Source organism: Rhizobacter sp. Root404 (assembly GCF_001425865.1).
Classification (GTDB): domain Bacteria; phylum Pseudomonadota; class Gammaproteobacteria; order Burkholderiales; family Burkholderiaceae_C; genus LMDS01.
The window spans coordinates 1,749,426-1,773,150 of record NZ_LMDS01000004.1 but is presented as its reverse complement, the minus strand read 5'-3'; the positions used below and the strand labels follow the sequence as shown (position 1 = coordinate 1,773,150).

General features: G+C 70.6%; 22 protein-coding genes. 15 read left to right on the top strand and 7 right to left on the bottom strand.

What is annotated here, in order from left to right:
- Window positions 1-4: 4 nt before the first annotated feature.
- The 3 genes from ASC76_RS12545 to ASC76_RS12535 are packed head-to-tail and all read left to right on the top strand — an operon-like array spanning window position 5 to window position 3,002.
- The gene (locus ASC76_RS12545) at window positions 5-1,771 is read left to right on the top strand and encodes an ATP-binding cassette domain-containing protein (RefSeq protein WP_056466022.1); all 1,767 of its coding nucleotides are present in this window, start codon (window positions 5-7) and stop codon (window positions 1,769-1,771) included.
- A 2-nt stretch (window positions 1,772-1,773) separates the two neighbouring features.
- Complete coding sequence (locus ASC76_RS12540; RefSeq protein WP_056466020.1) at window positions 1,774-2,514, top strand: ABC transporter ATP-binding protein; 741 nt, start codon at window positions 1,774-1,776, stop codon at window positions 2,512-2,514.
- A gap of 8 nt (window positions 2,515-2,522) precedes the next feature.
- Window positions 2,523-3,002 carry a MarR family winged helix-turn-helix transcriptional regulator gene (locus ASC76_RS12535; RefSeq protein ID WP_056466013.1) on the top strand — a complete coding sequence of 160 codons (480 nt, stop codon included), beginning with the start codon at window positions 2,523-2,525 and terminating at the stop codon, window positions 3,000-3,002.
- 15 nt (window positions 3,003-3,017) lie between these two features.
- On the opposite strand, the gene ASC76_RS12530 is transcribed toward ASC76_RS12535, so the two are convergent.
- A complete protein-coding gene (locus tag ASC76_RS12530) occupies window positions 3,018-4,832 on the bottom strand; it encodes an OPT/YSL family transporter (RefSeq protein ID WP_056467384.1) in 1,815 nt (604 codons plus the stop codon).
- 74 nt (window positions 4,833-4,906) lie between these two features.
- Here ASC76_RS12530 and ASC76_RS12525 point away from each other — a divergent pair, with 74 nt between their 5' ends.
- Window positions 4,907-6,025, top strand: a complete 1,119-nt coding sequence (locus ASC76_RS12525) for a succinylglutamate desuccinylase/aspartoacylase family protein (protein WP_056466010.1) — start codon at window positions 4,907-4,909, stop codon at window positions 6,023-6,025.
- A gap of 29 nt (window positions 6,026-6,054) precedes the next feature.
- On the opposite strand, the gene ASC76_RS12520 is transcribed toward ASC76_RS12525, so the two are convergent.
- Entirely contained in the window at window positions 6,055-6,825 is a 771-nt protein-coding gene (locus ASC76_RS12520; protein WP_056467378.1) for a hypothetical protein, read from the bottom strand.
- 76 nt (window positions 6,826-6,901) lie between these two features.
- On the bottom strand, window positions 6,902-8,017 hold the full coding sequence (locus tag ASC76_RS12515; RefSeq protein WP_056467375.1) for a 5-methyltetrahydropteroyltriglutamate--homocysteine S-methyltransferase: 1,116 nt from the start codon (window positions 8,015-8,017) through the stop codon (window positions 6,902-6,904).
- Between the two features lie 135 nt (window positions 8,018-8,152).
- Here ASC76_RS12515 and ASC76_RS12510 point away from each other — a divergent pair, with 135 nt between their 5' ends.
- The 8 genes from ASC76_RS12510 to ASC76_RS12475 all read left to right on the top strand — a co-directional run bounded on the left by ASC76_RS12510 (window position 8,153) and on the right by ASC76_RS12475 (window position 15,577).
- On the top strand, window positions 8,153-9,250 hold the full coding sequence (locus ASC76_RS12510; protein ID WP_056466007.1) for an aromatic ring-hydroxylating dioxygenase subunit alpha: 1,098 nt from the start codon (window positions 8,153-8,155) through the stop codon (window positions 9,248-9,250).
- On the top strand, window positions 9,247-10,008 hold the full coding sequence (locus ASC76_RS12505; RefSeq protein WP_056466004.1) for a GntR family transcriptional regulator: 762 nt from the start codon (window positions 9,247-9,249) through the stop codon (window positions 10,006-10,008). The genes ASC76_RS12510 and ASC76_RS12505 overlap by 4 nt, the downstream gene beginning before the upstream one ends.
- A gap of 23 nt (window positions 10,009-10,031) precedes the next feature.
- Entirely contained in the window at window positions 10,032-11,018 is a 987-nt protein-coding gene (locus ASC76_RS12500; protein ID WP_056466001.1) for a PDR/VanB family oxidoreductase, read from the top strand.
- A gap of 61 nt (window positions 11,019-11,079) precedes the next feature.
- Entirely contained in the window at window positions 11,080-12,264 is a 1,185-nt protein-coding gene (locus ASC76_RS12495; protein ID WP_056465999.1) for an ABC transporter substrate-binding protein, read from the top strand.
- A gap of 32 nt (window positions 12,265-12,296) precedes the next feature.
- Window positions 12,297-13,160, top strand: coding sequence for a branched-chain amino acid ABC transporter permease (locus tag ASC76_RS12490; RefSeq protein ID WP_056465997.1), 864 nt, complete (start codon window positions 12,297-12,299; stop codon window positions 13,158-13,160).
- On the top strand, window positions 13,157-14,125 hold the full coding sequence (locus ASC76_RS12485; RefSeq protein WP_056465994.1) for a branched-chain amino acid ABC transporter permease: 969 nt from the start codon (window positions 13,157-13,159) through the stop codon (window positions 14,123-14,125). The genes ASC76_RS12490 and ASC76_RS12485 overlap by 4 nt, the downstream gene beginning before the upstream one ends.
- Window positions 14,122-14,877, top strand: a complete 756-nt coding sequence (locus ASC76_RS12480) for an ABC transporter ATP-binding protein (RefSeq protein ID WP_056465991.1) — start codon at window positions 14,122-14,124, stop codon at window positions 14,875-14,877. Before ASC76_RS12485 ends, ASC76_RS12480 begins: the two co-directional genes overlap by 4 nt.
- Complete coding sequence (locus ASC76_RS12475; protein WP_056465988.1) at window positions 14,870-15,577, top strand: ABC transporter ATP-binding protein; 708 nt, start codon at window positions 14,870-14,872, stop codon at window positions 15,575-15,577. The genes ASC76_RS12480 and ASC76_RS12475 overlap by 8 nt, the downstream gene beginning before the upstream one ends.
- Window positions 15,578-15,589: 12 nt before the next feature.
- Here ASC76_RS12475 and ASC76_RS12470 read toward each other — a convergent pair whose 3' ends face one another.
- A complete protein-coding gene (locus tag ASC76_RS12470) occupies window positions 15,590-17,134 on the bottom strand; it encodes a PAS domain-containing methyl-accepting chemotaxis protein (RefSeq protein ID WP_056465985.1) in 1,545 nt (514 codons plus the stop codon).
- Between the two features lie 216 nt (window positions 17,135-17,350).
- On the opposite strand from ASC76_RS12470, the gene ASC76_RS12465 reads away from it, so the two are divergent.
- Together ASC76_RS12465 and ASC76_RS12460 are read left to right on the top strand one after the other, a co-directional pair.
- Window positions 17,351-19,609, top strand: a complete 2,259-nt coding sequence (locus tag ASC76_RS12465; RefSeq protein WP_157615597.1) for a glycosyltransferase — start codon at window positions 17,351-17,353, stop codon at window positions 19,607-19,609.
- Window positions 19,610-19,661: 52 nt separating this feature from the next.
- Entirely contained in the window at window positions 19,662-20,288 is a 627-nt protein-coding gene (locus ASC76_RS12460) for a hypothetical protein (protein WP_056465979.1), read from the top strand.
- A gap of 24 nt (window positions 20,289-20,312) precedes the next feature.
- Here ASC76_RS12460 and ASC76_RS12455 read toward each other — a convergent pair whose 3' ends face one another.
- From ASC76_RS12455 to ASC76_RS12445, 3 genes are read right to left on the bottom strand one after another with little or no spacing between them, the layout of a single operon-like run.
- A complete protein-coding gene (locus ASC76_RS12455; RefSeq protein WP_056465976.1) occupies window positions 20,313-20,573 on the bottom strand; it encodes a DUF2164 domain-containing protein in 261 nt (86 codons plus the stop codon).
- Window positions 20,570-21,604, bottom strand: a complete 1,035-nt coding sequence (locus tag ASC76_RS12450) for an NAD-dependent epimerase/dehydratase family protein (protein WP_056465973.1) — start codon at window positions 21,602-21,604, stop codon at window positions 20,570-20,572. The genes ASC76_RS12455 and ASC76_RS12450 overlap by 4 nt, the downstream gene beginning before the upstream one ends.
- A 4-nt stretch (window positions 21,605-21,608) precedes the next feature.
- Window positions 21,609-22,556 carry a threonine/serine dehydratase gene (locus ASC76_RS12445; protein ID WP_056465969.1) on the bottom strand — a complete coding sequence of 316 codons (948 nt, stop codon included), beginning with the start codon at window positions 22,554-22,556 and terminating at the stop codon, window positions 21,609-21,611.
- A 98-nt stretch (window positions 22,557-22,654) separates the two neighbouring features.
- On the opposite strand from ASC76_RS12445, the gene gnd reads away from it, so the two are divergent.
- Window positions 22,655-23,668 (top strand): phosphogluconate dehydrogenase (NAD(+)-dependent, decarboxylating), encoded by a 1,014-nt coding sequence (gene gnd / locus ASC76_RS12440; RefSeq protein ID WP_056465966.1) that lies wholly within the window; start codon window positions 22,655-22,657, stop codon window positions 23,666-23,668.
- The last annotated feature ends 57 nt before the right edge of the window (window positions 23,669-23,725 follow it).

The window sequence follows — 23,725 nt, the reverse complement described above, 5'->3', positions numbered from 1 at the left end:
CGCCATGACCATGCGCCGTTCCTTTCTGATCGCCTTCATCGTGCTGCTGGCGCTGCTGCCGCAGCTGCCGGTGCCCGAGTTCTGGATCACGCAGGCCAACTACATCGGCCTGTACACGCTGGTCGTGATCGGCCTGGTGCTGCTGACCGGCGTGGCCGGGCTGACCTCGTTCGGGCAGGCCGCGTTCGTCGGTCTCGGGGCGTACACCGCCGCGTACCTGACGCTGACGCAGGGCGTGTCGCCGTGGCTCACGGTCTGGATCGGGCTGGTCATCACCGCGATCGCGGCCTTGATCCTCGGCTGGATCACGCTGCGCATGTCCGGCCACTACCTGCCGCTCGCGACGATCGCGTGGGGCCTGAGCCTGTACTACCTGCTCGGCAACATCGACGCGCTCGGCAAGTACGACGGCCTGCTCGGCGTGCCGGCGCTGAAGTTCTTCGGCATCGAGCTCAACACCGGCCGCAGCTTCTTCTACCTGCTGTGGGTGATCGTCGTGCTGGCCGCGCTGGCCGCGACCAACCTGCTCGACTCGCGCGCCGGCCGCGCGCTGCGCGCCGTCAAGGGCGGCTCGACGATGGCCGAGGCGATGGGCGTCAACACCTTCCAGACCAAGGTTACCGCGTTCGTGCTCGCGGCGATGCTCGCGAGCATCTCCGGCTGGCTGTTCGCGCACTTCCAGCGCACCGTCAACCCGTCGCCGTTCGGCCTGAAGATGGGCATCGAGTACCTGTTCATGGCGGTGATCGGCGGGGTCGGCCACGTCTGGGGCGCGCTGGTCGGCGCCGGCGTCGTCAAGATCCTCGAGGACCAGCTGCAGGTCTGGCTGCCCAAGCTGCTGGGCGGCAGCGGCAACTACGAGATCATCGTGTTCGGCATCCTGCTGGTGCTGGTGCTGCAGTACGCGCGCGACGGCATCTGGGCGTTCATCGAGGCGCGCCTGCCGCGCGTCCAGCGCAAGGTCGACTGGGCCGATGCGCCGGCGCTGGCCGAGCGCTCGCGCCCGCCGCACGGCGAGGTGGTGCTCGACGTGAACGCGGCGCGCAAGGAATTCGGCGGGCTGGTCGCCGTCAACGACGTGAGCTTCCAGGTCCGCGCCGGCGAGATCCTCGGCCTGATCGGGCCGAACGGTGCGGGCAAGTCGACCACCTTCAACCTCGTCACCGGCGTGCTCCCGGTCACGCGCGGCAGCGTCACGCTGCGCGGCGAGCGCATCGACTCGCTGCCGTCGCGGCAGATCGCGAAGCGCGGCGTCTCGCGCACCTTCCAGCACGTCAAGATGATCGCCGGCATGACGGTGCTAGAGAACGTCGCGCTCGGCGCGCACTTGCGCGGCTCGCGCGGCGTGGGCTCGGCGATGCTGCGGATCGACCGCGCCGAGGAGCGCCAGCTGCTGAAGGAAGCCGAGAAGCAGCTGCGCCGCATCGGCATGGCCGAGCACATGCACGAGCTCGCCGGCAACCTGGCGCTCGGCCCGCAGCGGCTGATGGAGATCGCCCGCGCGCTGTGTGCCGACCCGACGCTGCTGCTGCTCGACGAGCCCGCCGCCGGCCTGCGCCTGAAGGAGAAGCAGGGCCTGGCCGACGTGCTGCGCCAGCTGCGCGACGAGGGCCTGAGCATCCTGCTGGTCGAGCACGACATGGACCTGGTGATGGGCCTGGTCGACCGCATCGTCGTGATGGAGTTCGGCACCAAGCTGATCGAAGGCACGCCGGAAGAAGTGCAGGCCAGCCCGGCGGTGCGCGCCGCCTACCTCGGCACGGAGCACTGAGCATGACGACCGACCTGATCCTCGACGTTCGCGATCTGCACGCCGGCTACGGCCGCGCCGAGGTGCTGCACGGCCTCAACCTGAAAGCGGCGAAGGGCAGCGTCGTCACCGTGATCGGCCCGAACGGCGCCGGCAAGTCGACGCTGCTGAACGCGCTGATGGGCTGCCTGCCGTCGCGCGGCGCGATCGACTACCAGGGCCGATCGATGGTCCTCGACACGCTCGAAGAACGCGTGATGCAGGGCATGGCGCTGGTGCCCGAGACGCGCGCGCTGTTCGGCACGATGCCGGTCGAGGACAACCTGCTGCTCGGCGCCTACCGCCAGGTGCGCCTGGGCAAGAAGGACAGCGCCGCGGCGATCGAGGAGGTGTTCGCGCTGTTCCCGCGCCTGAAGGAACGCCGCACGCAGCTGGCCGGCACGCTGTCGGGCGGCGAGCGCCAGATGCTCGCGATCGGCCGCGCGCTGATGAGCAAGCCGCAATTGCTGATGCTCGACGAGCCCAGCCTGGGCCTCGCACCGCTGGTCGTGAAGGAGATCTTCCGCATCATCGACGGGCTGCGCGCGACCGGCGTGACGATCCTGCTGGTCGAGCAGAACGCACGCGCCGCGCTCGAGGTGGCCGACCACGGTTACGTGCTGGAGATGGGCGAGATCGCACTCGAGGGCCCGGCCGCCGACCTGGCGAAGGACTCGCGCGTGATCGACACCTACCTCGGCGCGGCGCGCAAGAACGCGGCCTAGACTCCACGATGCCTGGAACCGTCGCTCCCCCTCCCGCGAGCGCCGACACGCTCGACCAGTCCCGCCTGACCCACCTCGTCGGCTACGCCGCGAGCCGCGCCGCGATCACGATGAAGCGCGTGTTCGCGCGCAACTTCGAGCCGCTCGACCTCAAAGTCGTCGAGTTCTCGATCCTGATGCTCGTGGCCGCGAACCCGCAGGTCAATCAGAAGCAGCTCGGCGAGGCGCTCGACATCTCGGCGCCCAACATGGCCGTCACGCTCGACCGGTTGGTCGAGCGCGGCTGGGTCGAACGGGTGCGCAGCACCAAGGACCGGCGCGCGATGCACATCCACCTGACCGCCAGCGGCCAGGACCTCGTCGAGCGCGCCGAGGCCATCGCCGCGACGATGGAGGCGCCCGCGCTGCGCGCGCTCTCGGCCGCGGAGCGCGCGCTGCTGATCGAACTGCTGATGAAGGTCGCGACCGGCAGGCCGGTCAAACGCTGACGCCGGACTCGGCCGCTAGCCCGCCACCGTCGCCAGCAATCCCACCACGCCCAGCCCCAGCGCCGCGAGCGCATCGCCGGCGATCAGGCCACCGCCGATCAGCGAGGTGGTGCTCATGTCGTCGGCCAGCGTGTCGTCGCTGCGGCGGTCGGTGGCGCCGCGACCCCCGAGCCAGTTCGCGACGCTGCTGATCACGCCGCCGGCCGCGAACCAGGCTGACGTCGCCAGGCTCAGGAAGGTGCCGAACGAATACGCGTAGGGCGACGGGATCAGCGCCGCGTCGATCACGAAGTCGGCCGCGCCGCCGAGCCGTCCGCTCTGCCTGAAGCGCTGGTAGGCGGCGCGCGAGAACAGCCACTGGCGCAGCAACTGGACCGACAGCCCGATCGCGATGCCGATCACGATCGCGGTGCGCTGGTACGGCTTGTCGTCCGTCAGGCTGCGCAGCACGCCGACGAACTTGTAGGTCATCGTCGACTGCCACTGGGTGGATTGCGCGGCGGCCGACTGCACGGTCTGGTCCAGACCCAGCACCGGGTAGGCGCTCATGAACAGCTTGGCGAAGCCGACGGTCAGGATCGCGCCGACCACCAGCCCCATCACCTGGAAGCGGAACTGGATCGTCCGCGGCGTGCCCAGGCGCCAGCCGGTCGAGCGGTCCTGCTGCATGTCGCCGGCGACGCTGCAGGCCACCAGCAGGATGCTGCCCGCCATCAGCCCGACGATCGGGTCCTTCAGCCCGAGCGCGGCCATCAGCACCACCGCGGTGACGAAGGCCGACGAGATCGGATTGCTGTCGCTGATGCCGAGCGAGATGCCGTTGACCATCGCGAACACGAACACCAGCACGATGGCCACCGCCATGAAGAACACCGGCTGGTGCAGCACGCCGGCGCCGACCCACACCACCGCCGCGCCCGAGAACGCGACCCATGCAAGCAGCCGGCCGGTGCTGGTGCGCTTCCACTCCTCGCCCGCCACCGGCGCCTTGGCGACCGGCGGCGCGCGCCAGCGGCGCCAGGCCTCGGCCAGGATCTGCCCGATGTCGAGGATGGCGGCGCCCATGATCAGCCCCAGGCCGATCAGGAACGTGATCTTGCGGAACGGCTCGCCGGCATGCAGCCAGCCGATCGAGACGAAGAACGGAATCAGCAAGGTGCCGGTCGTGCCGGCCACCAGCGCGGCGATGCCGATGCGTGCGCCGACCAGCATGCCGGCACCGAGCGTCGAGGTCGAGATCTCGATCGCGGCCAGCCAGCCGAGCTTGGCGGCGCCGATGCCGCCGGCCAGGCCCAGGCCCATGCCGGTGCCGAGCCGCGCGATCGACTGGCGCAGCAGCACCGGGTCGGTCAGCGCACGCAGGATGTTCGCGACCGCCAGGCCCGACGGGAAAGTTAGTTGCAGCCGATCGACCAGCACCGGCGTGTACAGCATGCCGACCCCGGCGCCGAACATGCCGATCGCGCCCATGAACAGCATCAGCTGCCACAGCGGCGGCTGCGGCAGCCCCATCCAGACCATCGCCTGGATCAGCACGCCCATGCCGGCCATGCCGGCGACCGACGCCGCGGCCGTCTGCATGTAGTTGGCGCCGTGCTTGCCTTCGGGGCCGTAGCCCAGCGTCACCGTCGAGCCGAGGATGCCGGCCAGCACCTGCCCACCGACGAAGAAGCCGATCGAGAAGTTCATGTACGACGCGGTCACGCCGCCGAGCGGCCCCAGCACCAGCGCACCGAGCAGTCCCAGCATCAGGTAGTAGCGGCGGCTGCCGATCGGCGGCAGCCAGGCCCAGCGTGGGGCGGTGAGGGCGGTGGGCGGGTTGGTCGTCATCGCGGTGTTCGGCAATCGGGGCGGGCGGATTGTCCGACAGAACCGCGCCGGCCAGCGGGCCGCTACAGTGCGCCATGCATGTTCGAACCCATCCGCTCGCCGGCGCGCCGCTCGGCACGCGCCGCGAAATCGTCAGCTTTCACTACGGCCCGGTCGATGCCGGTCGCAAGGTGTATGTGCAGGCCTCGCTGCATGCCGACGAGCTGCCCGGCATGCTGGTCGCGCACCACCTGCGGCAACGGCTCGACTCGCTGGAGCGCGACGGGCGACTGCGTGGCGAAATCGTCGTCGTGCCGGTCGCGAACCCGATCGGCGTCGCGCAGACCGTGCTGTTGAAGAACGAGGGCCGCTTCGAACTCGGCAGCGGCGAGAACTTCAACCGCCACTACCCGGCCTTGTTCGACGCGGTCGTCCCGCTGCTCGAAGGCCGGCTCGGCGCCGATGCGAATGCCAACGCACAGACGGTGCGCGCCGCGCTGCGCTCGCTGATCGCGGCGCTGCCCGAGGACACCGAGCTGATGAGCCAGCGCAAGGCGTTGCTCGGCCTGGCCTGCGACGCCGAGGTCGTGCTCGACCTGCATTGCGACGCCGAATCGCTGGTGCACCTGTACACCGGCACCGCGCTGTGGCCGCAGTGCGAGCCGCTCGCGCGGCTCACCGGCGCGCGCGCGTCGCTGCTCGCGAGCGAATCCGGCGACAACCCGTTCGACGAGGCCTGCTCGCAGACCTGGTGGCAGCTCGAAGCGCACTTCCGAGGCCGGCACCCGATCCCGATGGGCTGCCTGAGCGTGACGCTGGAGCTGCGCGGCGAAGCCGACGTGGCGCACCCGATGGCCGCGGCGGATGCCGACGCGCTGGTCGCGTTCCTGACCCACCGCGGCCTCGTCGACGGCCCGGCGCCGGCGCTGCCGCCGCTGCGCGAGCCGGCCACGCCGCTCGACGGGACCGATGTGCTGAAGGCGCCGGTCAGCGGCGTCGTCGTCTACCTGCGCGAGCTCGGCGAGCGGGTGTACGCCGGTGACGTGGTGTTCGACGTGGTCGATCCGATCAGCGGCGCCGCGCACCCGGTGGCGACCCGCACCGACGGCCTGTTCTTCGCGCGCGAGTCGCAGCGCTATGCCCGGGCCGGACGCGCGCTGGCCAAGGTGGCGGGGGCGGTCGCGGTGCGCTCGGGCAAGTTGTCGAGCGACTGAGCGCGCTGGCGGTGCCCGAACGGCCGGCGTCAGCCGGCCAGGGATTGCACGGCGCGGGCGATCGACATCCAGGTGGGCGTGGCGCTCAGCGGCACGGCCAGCAGCTGATTGGCGAGCAGCAGCGCGCCACCGATGAGGTAGGCCGGATGCGGCCGGCCGCGCGTGCGCCAGTCGTACACGATGCCCGCGACGATCAGCAGGTCGACCAGCAGGCCGGGGGGGACCGACACGAAGACCGGTGGAGGCCCCTTCGCATCGGGCGGCGCGAACAGCGTCATGAAGACGCGGGCCGTCGCGGCGTGCATGAGCGGGATCATCGCCAGCAGTATCAGCCGCTTGTGGATCTCACTGCGCCGCACCTGGACGATCGCCACGGTCAGCAGCCCCGCGAACAGCACCGCCCCGCTGAGCGAGACATACGAGAAGCGCCGCGCCTGCTCGACCATGCCGATCGTTTCCGCCACGCGCATCGAGTTGATCGCGGCGAGCACCACCGAGCACGCCATCGCAGTGGCCAGCGAGATGCCGGCCAGCCCCCACGCGCGGTGATCCGCGGTGCGCCCGAGCGCGACGAGGGTCGTCTGCGCCAGGAAGAACAGCGTCCACGTGAAGAACAGGGCGCCGTGGATGTGCAGGATCGGCGCGCCGCCGAAGCTGCCTGTCGCCAGGCGCGACCAGTAGGTTGGAACGAAGCCGCCGAACGCGATCAGCACGCACGCGCTGGCCATCCAGACGTAGAACCAGCGCGTGTCGGACCGGGCCGCAACCGTCCCGCCCACCCCGAGAGTCGTCGTCGTCATCGTCGTCTCCACCAGGCGCCACCGAAGAGGGGCGGCCGGAAGACTAACGCAATCCGGAGCGCGGCGGGGCGAAATGTCAGCCCCACACCTCCTGCGCCACCTCGACGACCAGGCGCAGCTTGTCCCGCTGTGCCTGCACCGCGATGTTGTTGCCGTGCACCGTGCTGCTGAAGCCGCACTGCGGTGACAGGCAGAGCTGGTCGAGCGGGGCGAACTTCGCGGCCTCGTCGATGCGGCGCTTGAGTTCGTCCTTCGATTCCATCGCACCGAACTTGGTCGTCACCAGGCCGAGCACGACGATCTTGTTCTTCGGCAGGAAGCGCAGCGGGCGGAAGTCGCCGGAGCGCGCGTCGTCGTACTCCATGAAGTAGGCGTCGAGGTTCATCTCGGCCAGCAGCGCCTCCGCCACCGGCTCGTAGTTGCCGGCCGCCGCGTGCGTGCTCTTGAAGTTGCCGCGGCACAGGTGCATCGCCAGCGTCATGCCGGCCGGCTTCTGCGCGACCACCTTGTTGATGAAGGTCGCGTAGCGGTGCGGCAGCTCGTTCGGGTCGTCGCCACGCTGGCGGGCCGCCTCGCGCATCTTGTCGTCGCACAGATAGGCGAGGTTGGTGTCGTCCATCTGCACGTAGGTGCAGCCCGCCGCGGCGAGCGCGCGCAGCTCGTCGCCGTAGGCGGTTGCCACGTCGTCGTAGAACGCCGGGTCGAGCTCGGGGTACGCCTCGCGGCTGATACCGGCGCGGCCGCCACGGAAGTGCAGCATCGTCGGCGACGGGATCGTGACCTTCGGGGTGCGGCCCGCACTGACCTGCGACTTCAGGTACTCGAAGTCGGCGCGCTGGATGTCCTTCACGTGCCGGACCTTGCCGGTCACCTTCATCACCGGCGGCGCGAGTTCCTCGCTGCCGTCGGGGCGGATCACGGTGACCGGCGGCGCGCACTGCACGCCGCCCAGCTGCTCGAGGAAGTCGATGTGGAAGTAGGTGCGGCGGAACTCGCCGTCGGTGATCGACTGCAGGCCCACGTCCTCCTGGAATTTCACGATCTCGGTGATTGCCTTGTCTTCGACCGCCCGCAACTGCTCGGGGCCGATCTCGCCCTTGGCGCGCTGCTCGCGCGCGTCGAGCAGGAACTTGGGGCGCAGGAAGCTGCCGACGTGGTCGGCGCGGAAGGGCGGGGTGGTGCGCAGCGTCATCTGTGTCTCCATTCGAGGTCCGGCGGCCATTGTTGAATACAGCGAATGGGATTGAATGCGGGTTAACCCGCTAATCGGGCCGCCTTGCTGGGTTGGAAACTCTCGTCTCTGTATACAACGATCCGGCGTACGACGATGAGCTCGACCTTTCCGCTGAACGCCTGGTATGCCTGCGCCTACGACGTGGAGGTCGGGCGCGAACTGCTCGCGCGCACGGTCTGCCAGCGCAAGCTGGTGCTGTTCCGGCGCGTCGACGGCACGCCGGCGATTCTCGAGGACGCCTGCTGGCACCGCCTGCTGCCGCTGTCCAAGGGCCGGCTCGACGGCGACGAGGTGACCTGCGGCTACCACGGCCTGGTCTACAACGCCGACGGCCGCTGCACCCGCATGCCGTCGCAGGAGACGATCAACCCGTCGGCCTGCGTGCGCAGTTTCCCGGTGGTCGAGAAGCACCGCTTCATCTGGGTCTGGCCCGGCGAGGCCGCGCTGGCCGACCCCGCGCTGGTGCCCGACATGCACTGGAACGACGACCCGGCCTGGGCCGGCGACGGCAAGATGATCCGCGTCAAGTGCGACTACCGGCTCGTGCTCGACAACCTGATGGACCTGACCCACGAGACCTTCGTGCACGGCTCCAGCATCGGCCAGCAGGCGGTGGCCGAGGCGCCGTTCGTCGCGACCCATGGCGACCGCACCGCGACCGTGACGCGCTGGATGGAGAACATCGACCCGCCGCCGTTCTGGGCCAGCCAGCTGCGCCACGGCCTGGGCCGCGAGGGCCAGGTCGACCGCTGGCAGATCATCCGCTTCGAGGCGCCGGCGACGATCGCGATCGATGTCGGCGTCGCGCTGACCGGCACCGGGGCGATCCCGCGCGACGGCAAGGACAGCGACCGCAGCCAGGGCGTCAACGGCTACGTGCTCAACACCATCACGCCGGAGACCGAGACCACCTGCCTGTACTTCTGGGCGTTCGCGCGCAACTACGCGCTGGCCGACCAGCGCCTGACCCACGAACTGCGCGAAGGCGTCGCGCGAATCTTCCGCGAGGACGAACTGATCCTCGAAGCGCAGCAGCAGGCGATCCTCGACCACCCGGACCACCGCTTCTACAACCTCAACATCGACGCCGGCTCGATGTGGATGCGGCGGCTGATCGACCGGATGATCGAGCGTGAAACGGGCGGCACGACGCCGCCGCAGCGCGTGATCCCGCTGCGGCCGGCCGCATGAACAGCGTCGACGAGGTCGTGCCGGCCGCGACCTCGCAAACGGTCAAGGCGCAGCTGGCGCTGCGCGAGCTGATCCTGGCTGGCGAGCTGCCGCCCGGCGCGCGGATCGCCGAGCTGTGGCTGGTCGAGCGGCTCGGCGTCTCGCGCACGCCGGTGCGGCTGGCGCTGGTGCGGCTCGCCGAGGAGGGCCTGCTCGACACGCTGCCGGCCGGCGGCTACGCGGTGCGCGATTTCAGCGAGGCCGACATCGTCGACGCGATCGAGCTGCGCGGCACGATCGAGGGCCTGGCCGCGCGCTTCGCCGCCGAGCGCGGCGTGCGCCCGGCCCTGCTGAGCGAGGCGCGCGACTGCCTGCGCCGCATCGACGACGCGCTCGCCGCGCCGGCGCTGACCGACGAGACCTTCTCGGTCTACGTCGCGCAGAACGCGCGCTTCCACGCGCTGCTCGCCGAGATGGCCGGCAGCCCGCTGCTGGCGCGCCAGCTCGACAAGGCCAAGGCGCTGCCGTTCGCGTCGCCGAACGGCTTCGTGCTGGCCCACGCGGTCGGGCCGCGGGCGCGCGACGTGCTCGTCGTCGCGCAGGAGCAGCACCGCATGGTCATCGAGGCGATCGCGCAGCGCGAGGGCGCGCGGGCCGAGTCGCTGATGCGCGAGCACGCCCGCATCGCGCGGCGCAACCTGCAACAGGCGCTGCACGACCAGCAGGCGCTGCAGCATGTGCCGGGCGCGCGGTTGATCCGCCGCGCCGCGGCGCGCTGACCTCTCCGGAAAAGAGAAAGACGATGCGCAGCAGCGACCATTGGCACCCCGCCCACCTCCGCGCGCTGCGCGACCTGACGCCGACGGTGCGCGAATTCGAGATCCGCCCCGAGGGCGGCGTTCGGCCGTGGACGGTCGGCAGCCACCTGAACGTGCGGGTGACGATCGACGGCCGCGAGGACACGCGCTCGTACTCGCTGACCGGCCAGCCGCACGACCCGGTCGCGCGCGAGGTCTACCGCATCGCCGTCAAGCGCGTCGAGCCCGGGCGCGGCGGCTCACGCCACCTGTGGTCGCTCGAACGCGGCGCCGAGCTGATGGTCGGCGAGCCGGCCAACCACTTCGAGTTGCCGCTCGGCGCGCCGCAGTACCTGCTGATCGCCGGCGGCATCGGCATCACGCCGATCGTCGGCATGGCGCAGCAGCTCGCCGCGCAGGGCGCCGACCTGCGACTGCTCTATGCCGCGCGCAGCGCCGACGAACTGGCGTTTGCCGACGCGCTCGGCCCGGCGCTCGGCGCACGGCTGCGCACCTTCGTCAATGCGCAGGGCGAGCGCCTCGATCCGGCCGCGCACCTGGCCGCGCTGCACCCGCAGGCGCTGCTGCTGTGCTGCGGGCCGCTGCCCCTGCTCGACGCGGTGCGCGCGGCCTGGTCGGCAGCCGGACGGCCCGCGGCGAACCTGCGCTTCGAGACCTTCGGCAACACCGGCGCGCACGCGAGCGAGGCGTTCTGGGTCAGGCTGCCGCGCCACGGCCTCGAACTGACCGTGCCGGCCGACCGCACGCTGCTCGACGTGCTCGAGGCCGCCGGCGTCGAGACGCTGCACGACTGCAAGCGCGGCGAATGCGGGCTGTGCGCGGTCGACGTGCTCGCGGTCGACGGCCGCATCGACCATCGCGACGTGTTCTTCAGCGCCCACGAGAAGGCCGAAGGGCGGCGCCTGTGCGCGTGCGTCTCGCGCGTCACCGGGGGCGGGCTCGTGCTGGATTCCTCCTATCGGCCGGACTGACGCGCGCCGCTACAGTCGCACAGCATTTTTCGAAACACCAGCCCACTTCCGGAGACTCCCGATGAACAGCAAGCGCCTCGTCCTGAAAGCCACCCTCGGCCTGCTCGCCGCCGCCTGTGGCGCCACCGTGGGCGCGGCCGACACCGGCCCGATCAAGATCGGCCTGATCCTGCCGATGACCGGCCAGTCGGCGTCGACCGGCCGCCAGATCGACGCCGCCGTGAAGCTGTGGATGGCGCAGAACGGCAACAAGATCGCCGGCCGCACGGTCGAGGTGATCCTGAAGGACGACGGCGCGGTGCCCGACCAGACCAAGCGGATCGCGCAGGAAATGATCGTCACCGACAAGGTCGCGGTGATCGCCGGCTTCGGCATCACGCCGACCGCGCTCGCGACCGCGCCGCTGGCCACGCAGAGCAAGACCCCGCTGGTCGTGATGGCCGCGGCCACCAGCAGCATCACCGAGGCGTCGCCGTACATCGTGCGCACCAGCTTCACGCTGCCGCAGGTCACGATCTCGATCGCCGACTGGGCCGCGAAGAACAAGATCAAGAAGGTCATCACGCTGGTCGCCGACTACGGCCCCGGCTTCGACGCCGAGAAGTTCTTCGACAGCCAGTTCCGCCTGAACGGCGGCCAGATCCTCGACAAGCTGCGCACGCCGCTGCGCGCCCCCGACTTCGCGCCGGTGCTGCAGAAGGTCGCCGATGCGAAGCCGGACGCGCTGTTCGTGTTCCTGCCGTCGGGCCAGGGCGCGGCGTTCATGAAGCAGTTCGCCGAGCGCGGCCTGGACAAGAGCGGCATCCGCCTGATCGCGACCGGCGACGTGACCGACGACGACCAGTTGAACGACATGGGCGACGTGGCCCTCGGCGTCGTCAACTCGCACCACTATTCGGCGGCGCATCCGTCCGCCACCAACAAGAAGTTCGTCGAGGCCTTCCAGGCCGCGAACAAGGGCATGCGGCCGAACTTCATGGCGGTGGGCGGCTACGACGGCATGCGCGTGATCTACAAGGCGCTCGAGGCCAGCAAGGGGGCCGGTGGCGACGCGCTGCTCGCCGCGATGAAGGGCCAGATCTTCGAGAGCCCGCGTGGCCCGGTGCTGATCGACGGCCAGACCCGCGACATCGTGCAGGACGTCTACATCCGCAAGGTCGAGCGCGTGCCGGCGATGGGCAATGGCCTGTACAACGTCGAGTTCGACGTGATCAAGGCCGTCAAGGACCCCGGCAAAGCCAAGTAATCGGGTTCGACCCGATCCACGCGCGCCCCCCCATGCTGACCCTTCTGTTCGACGGCATCGCCTACGGCATGCTGCTGTTCGTGCTCGCGGTCGGCCTGGCCGTGACGCTGGGGTTGATGAACTTCATCAACCTCGCGCACGGCGCGTTCGCGATGGCGGGCGGCTACATCACCGTGCTGCTGATGAACCGGCTCGGCGTGCCGTTCCTGGTCTGCCTGCCGCTCGCGTTCCTCGGTGCGGCGGCACTGGGCGCGGTACTCGAGCCGCTGCTGTACCGCCGCATGTACGCCAAGCCGCACCTCGACCAGGTGCTGTTCTCGATCGGGCTGGTCTTCATCGCGGTGACCGCGGTGGACTACGTCGTCGGCGGCATGCAGCAGAACATCCAGGTGCCGGCCTGGCTGCAGGGCCGCTTCGACATCGAGTGGATCGGCATCGGCAAGTACCGGCTGTTCATCATCGTCGTCTGTGCCGCGCTGACGCTGGCGCTGCAGGCGGTGCTCACCCGCACCCGTTTCGGCGCGCAACTGCGCGCGGCGGTCGACGACCCGCGCGTCGCCGGCGGCCTCGGCCTGAACGTGAACCGCATCTTCCTGCTGACCTTCGCGGTCGGCTCGGGCCTGGCCGGCCTGGGCGGCGCGCTCGGCGCGGAAGTGCTGGGCCTGGACCCGACCTTCCCGCTCAAGTTCATGGTCTATTTCCTGATCGTCTGCGCAGTCGGCGGCACGACCACGATCACCGGCCCGCTGCTCGCCGCGCTGCTGCTCGGCATCGCCGACGTGGCGGGCAAGTACTACGTGCCCAAGCTCGGCGCCTTCATCGTCTACAGCCTGATGATCGTGATCCTGATGATCCGCCCGCAGGGGCTGTTCGCGCGCGCCGGAGGCGGCCGGTGAGCGCCGCCGCGGCGGGTCTCGCGCGCGCCGCCCGCTGGCGCTGGTGGGAAGGCGCGCTGCTGCTCGCGCTGCTCGCCTCGTGGGCGCTGCTGCCGTCGCACGCACTGCTGCTGAACGAGATCGCGATCCTGGCGCTGTTCGCGGTCTCGCTCGACCTGATCCTCGGCTACGCCGGCATCGTCTCGCTCGGGCACGCGGCGTTCTTCGGCTTCGGCGCCTACGCCGCGGCGCTGTTCGCGAAACTGGTGATGCCGGACCCGTGGGTCGGCATGGCGGTGTCGATCGGCGCGACGGCGGCGCTCGGCGCGGTCTGCAGCCTGCTGATCCTGCGCGGCTCGGACCTGACGCGGCTGATGGTCACGCTCGGCGTCGCGGCGATCCTCTACGAACTCGCCAACAAGCTCGACTGGCTGACCGGCGGGGCCGACGGACTGCAGGGCGTCGTGATGGGCCCGCTGCTGACGCCGTTCGGCCGCTTCGAGTTCGACCTCTACGGCCGCACCGCGTATGGCTACACGCTGTTCGTGCTGATCGCATGCCTGTTCATCGGCCGCCGGCTGGTGCACTCGCCGTTCGGCTATTCGCTGCAGGCGTTGCGCGACAACCGGCTGCGCGCGGCGAGCATCGGGTTGTCGGTGAACGCGCGGCTGGTCGCGGTCTACACGATCGCTGCCGGCATGGCCGGCGCGGCCGGCGCGCTGCTGGCGCAGACCAGCGGCTTCGCGTCGCTCGACGTGTTCGACTTCCACCGCAGCGCCGAGGTGCTGCTGGTGCTGGTGATTGGCGGCACCGGCTATCTGTACGGCGGCATCTTCGGCGCGATCGTCTTCAAGCTGCTGCACGACCTGGTGGCGGCCTGGACGCCGCAGTACTGGAACTTCTGGCTCGGCGTGTTCCTGGTCGTGCTGGTGCTGGTCGGGCGCGAGAAGCTGACGCGGCCCCATCGATGGTTCAAGCGCTCATGAACGACATCGTCCTGGAAACCCGCGGCTTGCTGAAGCGCTTCGGCGGCATCACGCCGACCAACGAGGTCTCGATCCAGGTCGAGAAAGGCGCCCGACGCGCGCTGATCGGCCCGAACGGCGCCGGCAAGACCACGCTGATCAACCTGCTGACCGGCGTGCTCGAGCCGACCGCCGGTTCGATCTGGCTCGACGGCGTCGACATCACCCGCCTCGCGCCGCACCAGCGCGTGCGCCGCGGCATCGTGCGCACCTTCCAGATCAACCAGCTGTTCAATGCGTTGACGCCGCTGCAGTCGCTGGCGCTGAGTGTCTCGGCGCAGCTCGGCATCGGCGGGCGGTGGTGGCGCAGGCTGGGGGCCGACCCGCGGGTGGCGCCTGTGTGCGACACGCTGCTGCGCCAGTTCCACCTCGACGACGTCGCCGACCAACCCGTGCAGCACCTCGCCTACGGCAAGCGCCGGCTGCTCGAGATCGCGACCGCGCTGGCCTGCGCGCCGCGCGTGCTGTTGCTCGACGAGCCGGTCGCCGGCGTGCCCGAGGGCGAGCGGCAGGAGATCTTCGAGATCATCAACGCGCTGCCGGCCGAGGTCTCGGTGCTGCTGATCGAGCACGACATGGACCTGGTCTTCAACTTCGCGAAGAGCGTGACGGTGCTGGTCAACGGCGCAGTGTTCGCCGAGGGCGACGTGCAGTCGATCTCGAACGACCCGCGGGTCAAGGCCGTCTACCTCGGCGAGGCCGTCCATGGCTGAGCTGCTGAAGATCGAAGGGCTCCGATCCGGCTACGGCGAGGCGGTGGTCGTGCAGGGCATCGACCTCGTGCTGCCGCAGGGCGAATCGCTGGCGCTGCTGGGCCGCAACGGCACCGGCAAGACCACGCTGCTGAACACGCTGGTCGGCGTGACGCGCCGCCACGCCGGCCGCATCGTGCTGGCCGGCCAGGACCTGACCGCGCTCGCGCCGCACCAGCGCGCCGCGGCCGGCATCGGCTGGGTGCCGCAAGAGCGCAACATCTTCAAGTCGCTGACGGTCGACGAGAACCTCAGCGCCGTCGCGCGCCCCGGGCCGTGGACGGTGGCGCGCGCCTACGAGATGTTCCCGCGCCTGGCCGAGCGGAAGTCCAACATGGGCAACCAGCTCTCGGGCGGCGAGCAGCAGATGCTCGCGGTCGCGCGGGCGCTGGTGCTGAACCCGAAGCTGCTGCTGCTCGACGAGCCGCTGGAGGGCCTGGCGCCGATCATCGTCGAGGAGTTGCTGCGCTCGATCGCACGGGTGGTGCGCGACGAGGGCATGAGCGCGATCATCGTCGAGCAGAACCCGCGGATGATCCTGCCGATCACGCAACGCGCCGTGGTGCTGGACCGCGGCAGCGTGGTGCACGAAGGCGCCAGCGCCGCGCTGCTCGAAGACCGCGAGCAGCTCGACCGCTGGCTCGCGGTCGCGCGGCATTGAGCGGCCCGAGGCTCAGCGGAACACGCTGACCGCCTCGACCAGCCGCACCGCCTGCAGCCGCAGGCTTTCCGATGCGGCGGCGCTCTGCTCGACCAGCGCGGCGTTCTGCTGCGTGATCTCGTCCAGGTGCCCCATCGCCTGGCCGACCTGCGTGATGCCGGTGCTCTGCTCGATCGTCGCGGCGCTGATCTCGGCGATCATCTGCGAGACCCGCTTGACCTCATCGACGATGGTGCCCATCGTGCGGCCCGCGTGATCGACCATCGCGCTGCCGGACTCGACCTTCTGCACGCTGGTCGCGATCAGTTCCTTGATCTCGCGCGCCGCGGTCGCGCTGCGCTGCGCGAGCGCCCGGACCTCGGCGGCCACCACCGCGAAGCCGCGGCCCTGCTCGCCGGCGCGGGCCGCTTCCACGGCGGCATTGAGCGCCAGGATGTTGGTCTGGAACGCGATGCCGTCGATCACGCCGATGATGTCGCCGATCCGCTTCGAGCTCTGGGTGATGTCCTGCATCGTCTGCACGACCTCGGCCACCGCCTGGCCGCCCTTCGCGGCGGCGCCGCTGGCCGAGGCCGACAGTTCGTTGGCCTTGGAGGCGGTGTCGGCGGTGCTCTGCACCGTGGCCGTCATCTGCGTCATCGCCGAGGCCGACTCCTGCACGCTCGATGCCGCCTGCTCGGTGCGCGACGCCAGGTCGTTGTTGCCTTGCGCGATCTCGCTGCTGGCCGATTGCACGGTGATGACCTGTTCGCTCACGTCGTCGATCAGCCAGCGGAACATCAGCCCCAGCTGCCCGATCGAGCGCATCGTCATGCCGATCTCGTCGACCCGGTTCAGCGCGGTGACTCTCTGGGTCGCGCCCGACGCCACGCTGAGCGCTTCCCGGCACATGGATTCGAGCGGGCGCGCGATCTGGGCCTCGAACCACCAGCCCGCGGCCAGCGTCAGCGCGGCCGTCGCGCCGGCGAACATCGCGAGCGACGAGCCGCCCAGGCCGAGCCCCCAACCCAGTCCGATGAGGGACGGCGCAAGGACCAGCAAGCCGCTGCGCAGCCGCCAGCGCACCGGCATCGTCTGCAGCGCCGAGGTCCAGCCCAGCAGTCCGGTGCGCACGATCAGGCCCTTGTGGAAGCGGCGGCTGCCCGCCGCGCCGGTGCGGAAGTCGCGGTACAGCGCCTCGGCCCCGGCCACCTCGGCGGCCGTGGGCTTGGTGCGCACCGACAAGTAGCCGGCCTGGCGCCCGCCGCGCACGACCGGTGTCGCATTCGCCTGCACCCAATAGTGGTCGCCGTTGGCGCGCCGGTTCTTGACCAGCGCGACCCACGGCTCGCCGCTCTTCAGCGATGCCCACATGTCGGCGAACGCCTCCGGCGGCATGTCCGGGTGCCGGACCATGTTGTGCGGCTGCCCCTGCAGCTGCTCACGGGTGAAGCCACTGGTGGTGCAGAACGCGGCATTGGCGTAGGTGATCCGGCCGCGGGTGTCGGTGCTCGACATCAGGGTCGCGTCGTCGGGGAAGACGTATTCGCGCTGGGTGACGGGTTCGTTGAGGCGCATCGGGTGTCCTTGTCGTTGTGCGTCGCTGGAGATGGACAGACGGCATATCGGCCATCCGGGCGCACCACTTCGCGCTGAATGCATCCGGTTTGATCTAGATCAATGTGTGAGGCGGGCCGGCATTGCGTCACGGATCGCCGCAGGATGTGGGCTTCAGCCGTCCTGCCGACCTTTCGTGAATGTCAAGAGTTTGTTAACTCAGTCGATATGACGGGCATGAAACAGAATGAAGTGCCGTTCACACCGCTCGAGTGGCCGCGCCGTCTGCTGGTGCTTGCGTTCGTGGTCGCGAGCGTCTGGTACCTGCATTGGCGCTATGGCACGCTCAACCCCGAGGCCCCGGTCTTTTCCGGGCTGATCTACGGTGCCGAGGTGTTCGGCTTCGCCACCGCGCTGCTGCACGTGTTCATGTGCTGGCGGCTGACCGACCGCAAGGCGCCGCCGGCGCGGCTGGACGTGACGGTGGACGTGTTCGTTCCCACCTACAACGAATCGGTCGACCTGGTGCGCAAGACGCTGCTGGCGGCGCGCGGCATGGACCACCCGCACACCACCTGGCTGCTCGACGACGGCCGGCGCCCCGAGATGAAGGCGCTGGCCGCGCAGCTCGGCTGCGAATACCTGGCCCGTGACGACAACCAGCATGCCAAGGCCGGCAACCTGAACCACGCGCTGAAGCACAGCCGCGGCGAGCTGATCGCGATCTTCGACGCCGACCACGCCCCGCGGCAGGACTTCCTGGCCAAGACGCTCGGCTACTTCGAGAACCGCAAGGTCGCGTTCGTGCAGACCCCGCAGGACTTCTACAACCTCGACTCGTACCAGCACCGCCCCGGCGGCGCCGGGCGCACGGTCTGGACCGAGCAGTCGCTGTTCTTCCGCGTGATCCAGCGCGGCAAGGATTACTGGAACTCGGCCTTCTTCTGCGGCAGCTGCGCGGTGATCCGCCGCAGCGCGCTGGAGGACATCGGCGGCTTCGCGACCGGCACCGTCACCGAGGACCTGCACACCTCGATGCGCATCCACGCCAAGGGCCACCAGTCGGTCTACCACGCCGAGCCGCTGGCGTTCGGCCTCGCGCCGGAGTCGATCCAGCCGTTCCTCGCGCAGCGCGTGCGCTGGGGGCAGGGCGCGATGCACGTCTGGCGCAAGGAAGGCATCCTGACGCACCGTGGCCTGAGCCTGGCGCAGCGCCTGAACTACTTCGCGTCGGTGCTGACCTATTTCGACGGCTGGCAGAAGGCGATCTTCTACTTCGCGCCGGTGCTGGTGCTGCTCTCGGGCGTGCTGCCGATGCGCGCCAGCATGACCGACTTCCTGATCCACTTCGCGCCGTTCTGCCTGCTGACGTTCTGGGTCTTCGAGGAAGTGGCGCGCGGCTACGGGCGCAGCCTGTTCATCGAGCAATACAACATGGCGCGCTTCGCGGCGTTCGCCTGGGCCACGCTGGCCTGGATCGTGCCGCCGATGAAGTTCCGCGTCACCGCCAAGGGCATGCCGGCGGCGCGCGCCGCGATGCGGCTGACCTTCCCGCAGTGGTCGGTGCTGGCACTGAACGCGCTGGCGATCGCCGTCGGCGGCATCGTCTGGCTCGTCGCGCCGAACCTGCCGGTCGGCGCGGTCGTCGCGAGCATGTTCTGGGCGATCGTCAACAGCGCACTGGCGATCGGCGTGATCGCGTTCACCACGATCACGCAACGCAACCGCCGCACGCAGTACCGGTTCCCAGTCGCCGTGCCGGCCGAGCTCGTGATGGCGGACGGCACGCGCGTGCGCGGCACCGTCGACGACGTGTCGGAAAACGGCCTGCGCTTTTACGGCCGCCTGCCGGTCACGCTCGCGGTCGGCGATGCGCTGACCGGCCACCTCACGGTGCCGGAGGGCCCGGTCGCGTTCTGGGGCGAGGTGCGCGGCGCCGTGCCGATGGCGGGCGGCGAGCCGGGCCTGAAGGCGCTCGGCCTGCACTTCTCGACCAGCGCCGAGGGCCGCGACCGGCTCGAAGGCTTCCTGTTCGGCTCCGACCTGCAATGGGTGCTGAACGGCTACACCGACCAGGTCCACACGCCGATGAGCCGGATGCTGCCGGGCCGGGTGCCCGGCCCGGGGCCGAACCCGCTGGTCCAGGTGCGCTGGAACGCCGGCCTGGTGCGGGTCGAACGCGACGGCCCGGCCGAGCCGGTGCTTCTGTCCGCCGAAGGCAGCACCGGCGGCGAGGCCTACATCGTCAGCCACCACGCGTTGCCCGAGCAACGCGACCTGATCCTCGACGTGAGCCGCCGCATCGACGCACCGGCCCGCGCGGTCCGCCTCGCGCCGCTGGCGCTGACCGGGCCGGGCGGCAGCGACGTCGCGGTGTACGCCTATCGCATCGTCAGCAGCACCGAGCTGGCGCCGGCCGTGGCCTCTTCGCTGTCCGAGTCGCTCGAACGCGGCGACCTCGTGCGCCGCCGCGATGCACAGCCTTCCACCTACTAGCACGACCACCCGCGCGGCGCCTGCGGCGCCCGCCGTTTCCGGAGCACCGACCGTGTCGATTCCTTCAAGCCCCCGCGCCGCGCTCGTCGCGGCGAGCCTGCTGCTCGGCGCCGCGCACGCGCAGGCGATCGAGTACGCGCAACTCGACACCTCGTCCAGCGCCACCACCGCGGTGCTGGTCCACGCACTCGGCAGCAGCACGGCCGAGACGCCGGCGGCGCTGCTGTCCGCCACCTACGCGCGCTGGGACACCGGCCACGCCGCCGCGGTTGGCGCCACCTACCGCTGGCACGTCGCCGGCGAGGTGCACCACTGGATCGTCGGCCTGGGTGCCGGCGTCAACGAATTCCGCAGCCGCGACGTGGCCAACCCGGAGCACGCGACCCGCCTGTCGGCCCGAGCGCAATCCGAGTGGTACGGCCCGACGATCGGCGGCGACTACTACGTGCTGCTGCAGGGCTCGAGCTTCCGCGGCAGCTGGCTCGCGACCGCGCAGTACGCGCCGACCGGCTGGCCGGTGGCGTTCGAGCTGAGCCGCTACCACGAGCGCGGCTACCAGGCGACGAATGCCGGCGTGCGGATCGCGCTCGGCGCGTCGAAGTGGTTCCTGCGTGTCGGCAACAACCGCAGCGAGGGCGACTCGCAGCCGTACATCGGCATCGCCTACAACGGCTTCTGACCCCCGTTCGCCGCACGGCGCGGCTCAGCGCTTGCGCTGCTTCGCCCAGTAGCCGAACTCGTCCTCGTGGCACTCGATGTCGATCTCGGTGACGCGCGCGATCAGCCGCTCCTGCACCGCACCGACGGCCTGGTTGTAGACGCTGGGCGCGATCTCTTCGAGGAAGAAGTGCAGCAGCGCGGCGGCCTGGATGTTGCCGATCTTCTCGTCGAAGTTTTCCTTGTAGTAGCGCTCGATCGAGAGGATCGCGGTGGCGCGCGCGTCCTTGCTGAGTTCGATGGTCATGGGGCTGTTCCTCGGGTTCGTTCGGCCGCCCACGCGGCCAGCAGGTCGGCCTCGCGCTCGCGCGTGAGCTTGCCGGCGCGGCGCCGGTCGTCGGCCGGCGGCACGCCCTCGGCGAGCACGGCGGCGACGGTCTCGCGCAACGGGCGCGTGCGCAGTCCGGTGCCCGCCGCGCGGGTCAGCGTGCGGTTGAAGCCCGCGTAGGCCGGGTCGATCGACGGCAGCCACAGCGGCAGTTCGCTCCACGGCTGCACGCCGTGCTGCATCAGGAAGGCCTCGTCGACCGGCACCGCGTCGGCCGGCGCGTGGCCGTGCGCGGCGGCTTCAGCGCGGCAGGCCTCGATCAGGTCGCGCCAATCGATCGGCGCGGCGCCGACCGGTCCGCTGCCGTCCACCGCGCCGCGCACACCGGTCTCGAGCAGATGCACCATCCAGGCGCCGAGATCGCGCACGTCGATGAACTGCAGTGCCTGCGTCGGCGGCACGTCGGGCACCAGCATCGCGCCGCCCTCGGCGCTGCGCCAGACCCAGTGCGAGAAGCGCCCGCTGCGATCGCCGGGGCCGACGATCAGCCCCGGCCGCACGATCAGCGCGCGCGGGCCGAACGCCTGCAGCACCTGTGCCTCGCAGGCGGCCTTCTGCGGGCCATAGTGGCGCAGGTCGCAGTCGTCGGGCGCGATGGCGTCGAACGCGGCGACCGGCTGCGTCTCGTCGCTCATCGGCTCGGTCGTGTCGGCGTAGGCCGAGATGCTGGAGACGAACAGGTAGGCATCGCACGCGTTCCTCAGTGCCGCGGCGCTCGCCTGCACGTCGGCCGGCACGTAGCCGCAGGTGTCGATGACGGCGTCCCAGCGTCGGCCCGCGAGCCGGCCCAGGTCGGCGACGCGGTCGCCGGTGATGACCTCGACGCCCTCCGGCCATGCGCTGCGCGCGCGGCCTCGGTTGAACACGGTGACGCGGTGGCCCCGCGGCAGCGCGGCGTCGAGCACCGCGCTGCCGAGGAACACGCCGCCGCCGATCAGGAGCAGGTCCATCGCGTCAACCCAAGGTGGCGGGGTCGACGTTGGCGCCGCAGACGATCAGCGCGATGCGCTCGCCGGCGGCCGGCCGGACCCGCCCGCTGCGCAGCGCCGCCAGCGGCAGCGCGGCGGCGGGCTCGACCGCGAGCTTGAGCTCGGTCCACAGGAAGCGCTGCGCGTCGCGGATCGCCGCGTCGGTGAGCAGTTCGGCGTGCGCGACATGCTGTTGCGTGATCGCCCAGGCGATGTTGCCGATGCGACGCGCACCGAGCGAATCGGCTGCGATGCCACCGACCTCCACGTCGACCGGCCTGCCGGCGGCGCGAGCGCGGAACAGCGTCGGCGCGAGTTCGGGCTCGAGCGCGATGACGCGGCTGCGGCCCGCGCACCACGCCGCGATCCCCGCGACCAGCCCGCCGCCGCCGACGCTGACCAGCACCGCGTCGGGCGCGCCGCCGGCCTGCGTCTCGAGCTCGCGCGCCAGCGTGCCGGCGCCGGCCACGACCTCGGGCTGGTCGTAGGCGTGGGTCATCAGCGCGCCGGTCTCGCGCTGCCGCGCGACGCAGGCCTCGGCCGCCTCGGCGTAGACATCGCCGGCGATCACGACCGTGGCCCCGAGCGCCTCGAGCCGCGCCCGCTTGGCGGCCGAGATCACGCTCGGCACGAACACTTCGGCGCGCACGCCTAGCGCCTGCGCCGCCACCGCGGTCGCGATGCCGGCGTTGCCGCCCGACGCCGCGATCACGCCGGCCGCGGGGATCGGGTTCGACAGCAGGCGGTTGAACATGCCGCGCGCCTTGAAGCTGCCCGAGCGCTGCAGGTGCTCCAGCTTGAGCAGCACCTCGAAGGGTGGCGCGTCCGCCGGCAGGCCGAAGGCGCTGCTGGGCAGGCGCCACAGGGGCGTCTCGCGCACGTGCGGCGCGATGCGGGCGGCGGCGGCGGTGATGTCGTCGGCGGTGATCGTCATGGGCAGCGGGGTCGGTGAATGCGGCGGCCAGTATCGCTCGGCTGTTCCCACTACGATGCGCGCTTGCGCGCCGTCGGCGCGACCAGGAGCGATGAGCGATGCAACTCGGAATGATCGGCCTCGGCCGCATGGGCGCGAACATGGTGCGCCGACTGACCCGCGGCGGCCACGCGTGCGTGGTGTTCGATCGCGCGCCCGCCGCCGTCGAGGCGCTCGCGAACGAGGGCGTCGGCATCACTGGCGCCGCCTCGTTCGCCGACCAGATCGCGAAGCTCGCGGCGCCGCGCACACTGTGGCTGATGGTGCCGGCCGGCGTCGTCGACGCGACGATCGCCGAGATCCTGCCGCTGCTCGCGCCCGGCGACACGCTGATCGACGGCGGCAATTCCTACTACGTCGACGACATCCGCCGCGCCAAGGAACTCGCGGCGAAGCAGCTGCATTACGTGGACGTCGGCACCAGCGGCGGCGTGTGGGGGCTGGAGCGCGGCTACTGCATGATGATCGGCGGCGAGGCCGAGATCGTGAAGCGGCTCGATCCGATCTTCGAGACGCTGGCGCCGGGCATCGGCACGATCCCGCGCACGCCGGGGCGCGATGGTGCCGGCACCGCCGAGCGCGGCTACCTGCACTGCGGGCCGAACGGCGCCGGGCACTTCGTCAAGATGGTCCACAACGGCATCGAGTACGGGATGATGGCCGCGTACGCCGAGGGCCTGGCGATCCTGAAAGGCGCCAACGTCGGCCGTGCCGACCATGCGCACGACGCCGAGACCACGCCGATGCGCGACCCCGCGCATTACCAGTACGAGATGCCGCTGCACGACATCGCCGAGGTCTGGCGTCGCGGCAGCGTCGTCAGCTCGTGGCTGCTCGACCTGACGGCCAGCGCGCTGCACGAGGACCCGGAGCTCGCGAAGTTCGGCGGCCATGTGTCCGACTCCGGCGAAGGCCGCTGGACGATCCAGGCCGCGATCGACGAGGCCGTGCCGGCACCGGTGCTGACGGCCGCGCTCTACGCGCGCTTCAGTTCGCGGGGGGAGGCGGAGTTCCAGAACCGCATCCTGAGCGCGATGCGGTTTCAGTTCGGCGGGCATGTGGAAAAGAAGTAGCGGCGATGGCGCCTAGGCGGGTCCGTCCCCTCGATTGATGACGGGCGATGGTCCTTG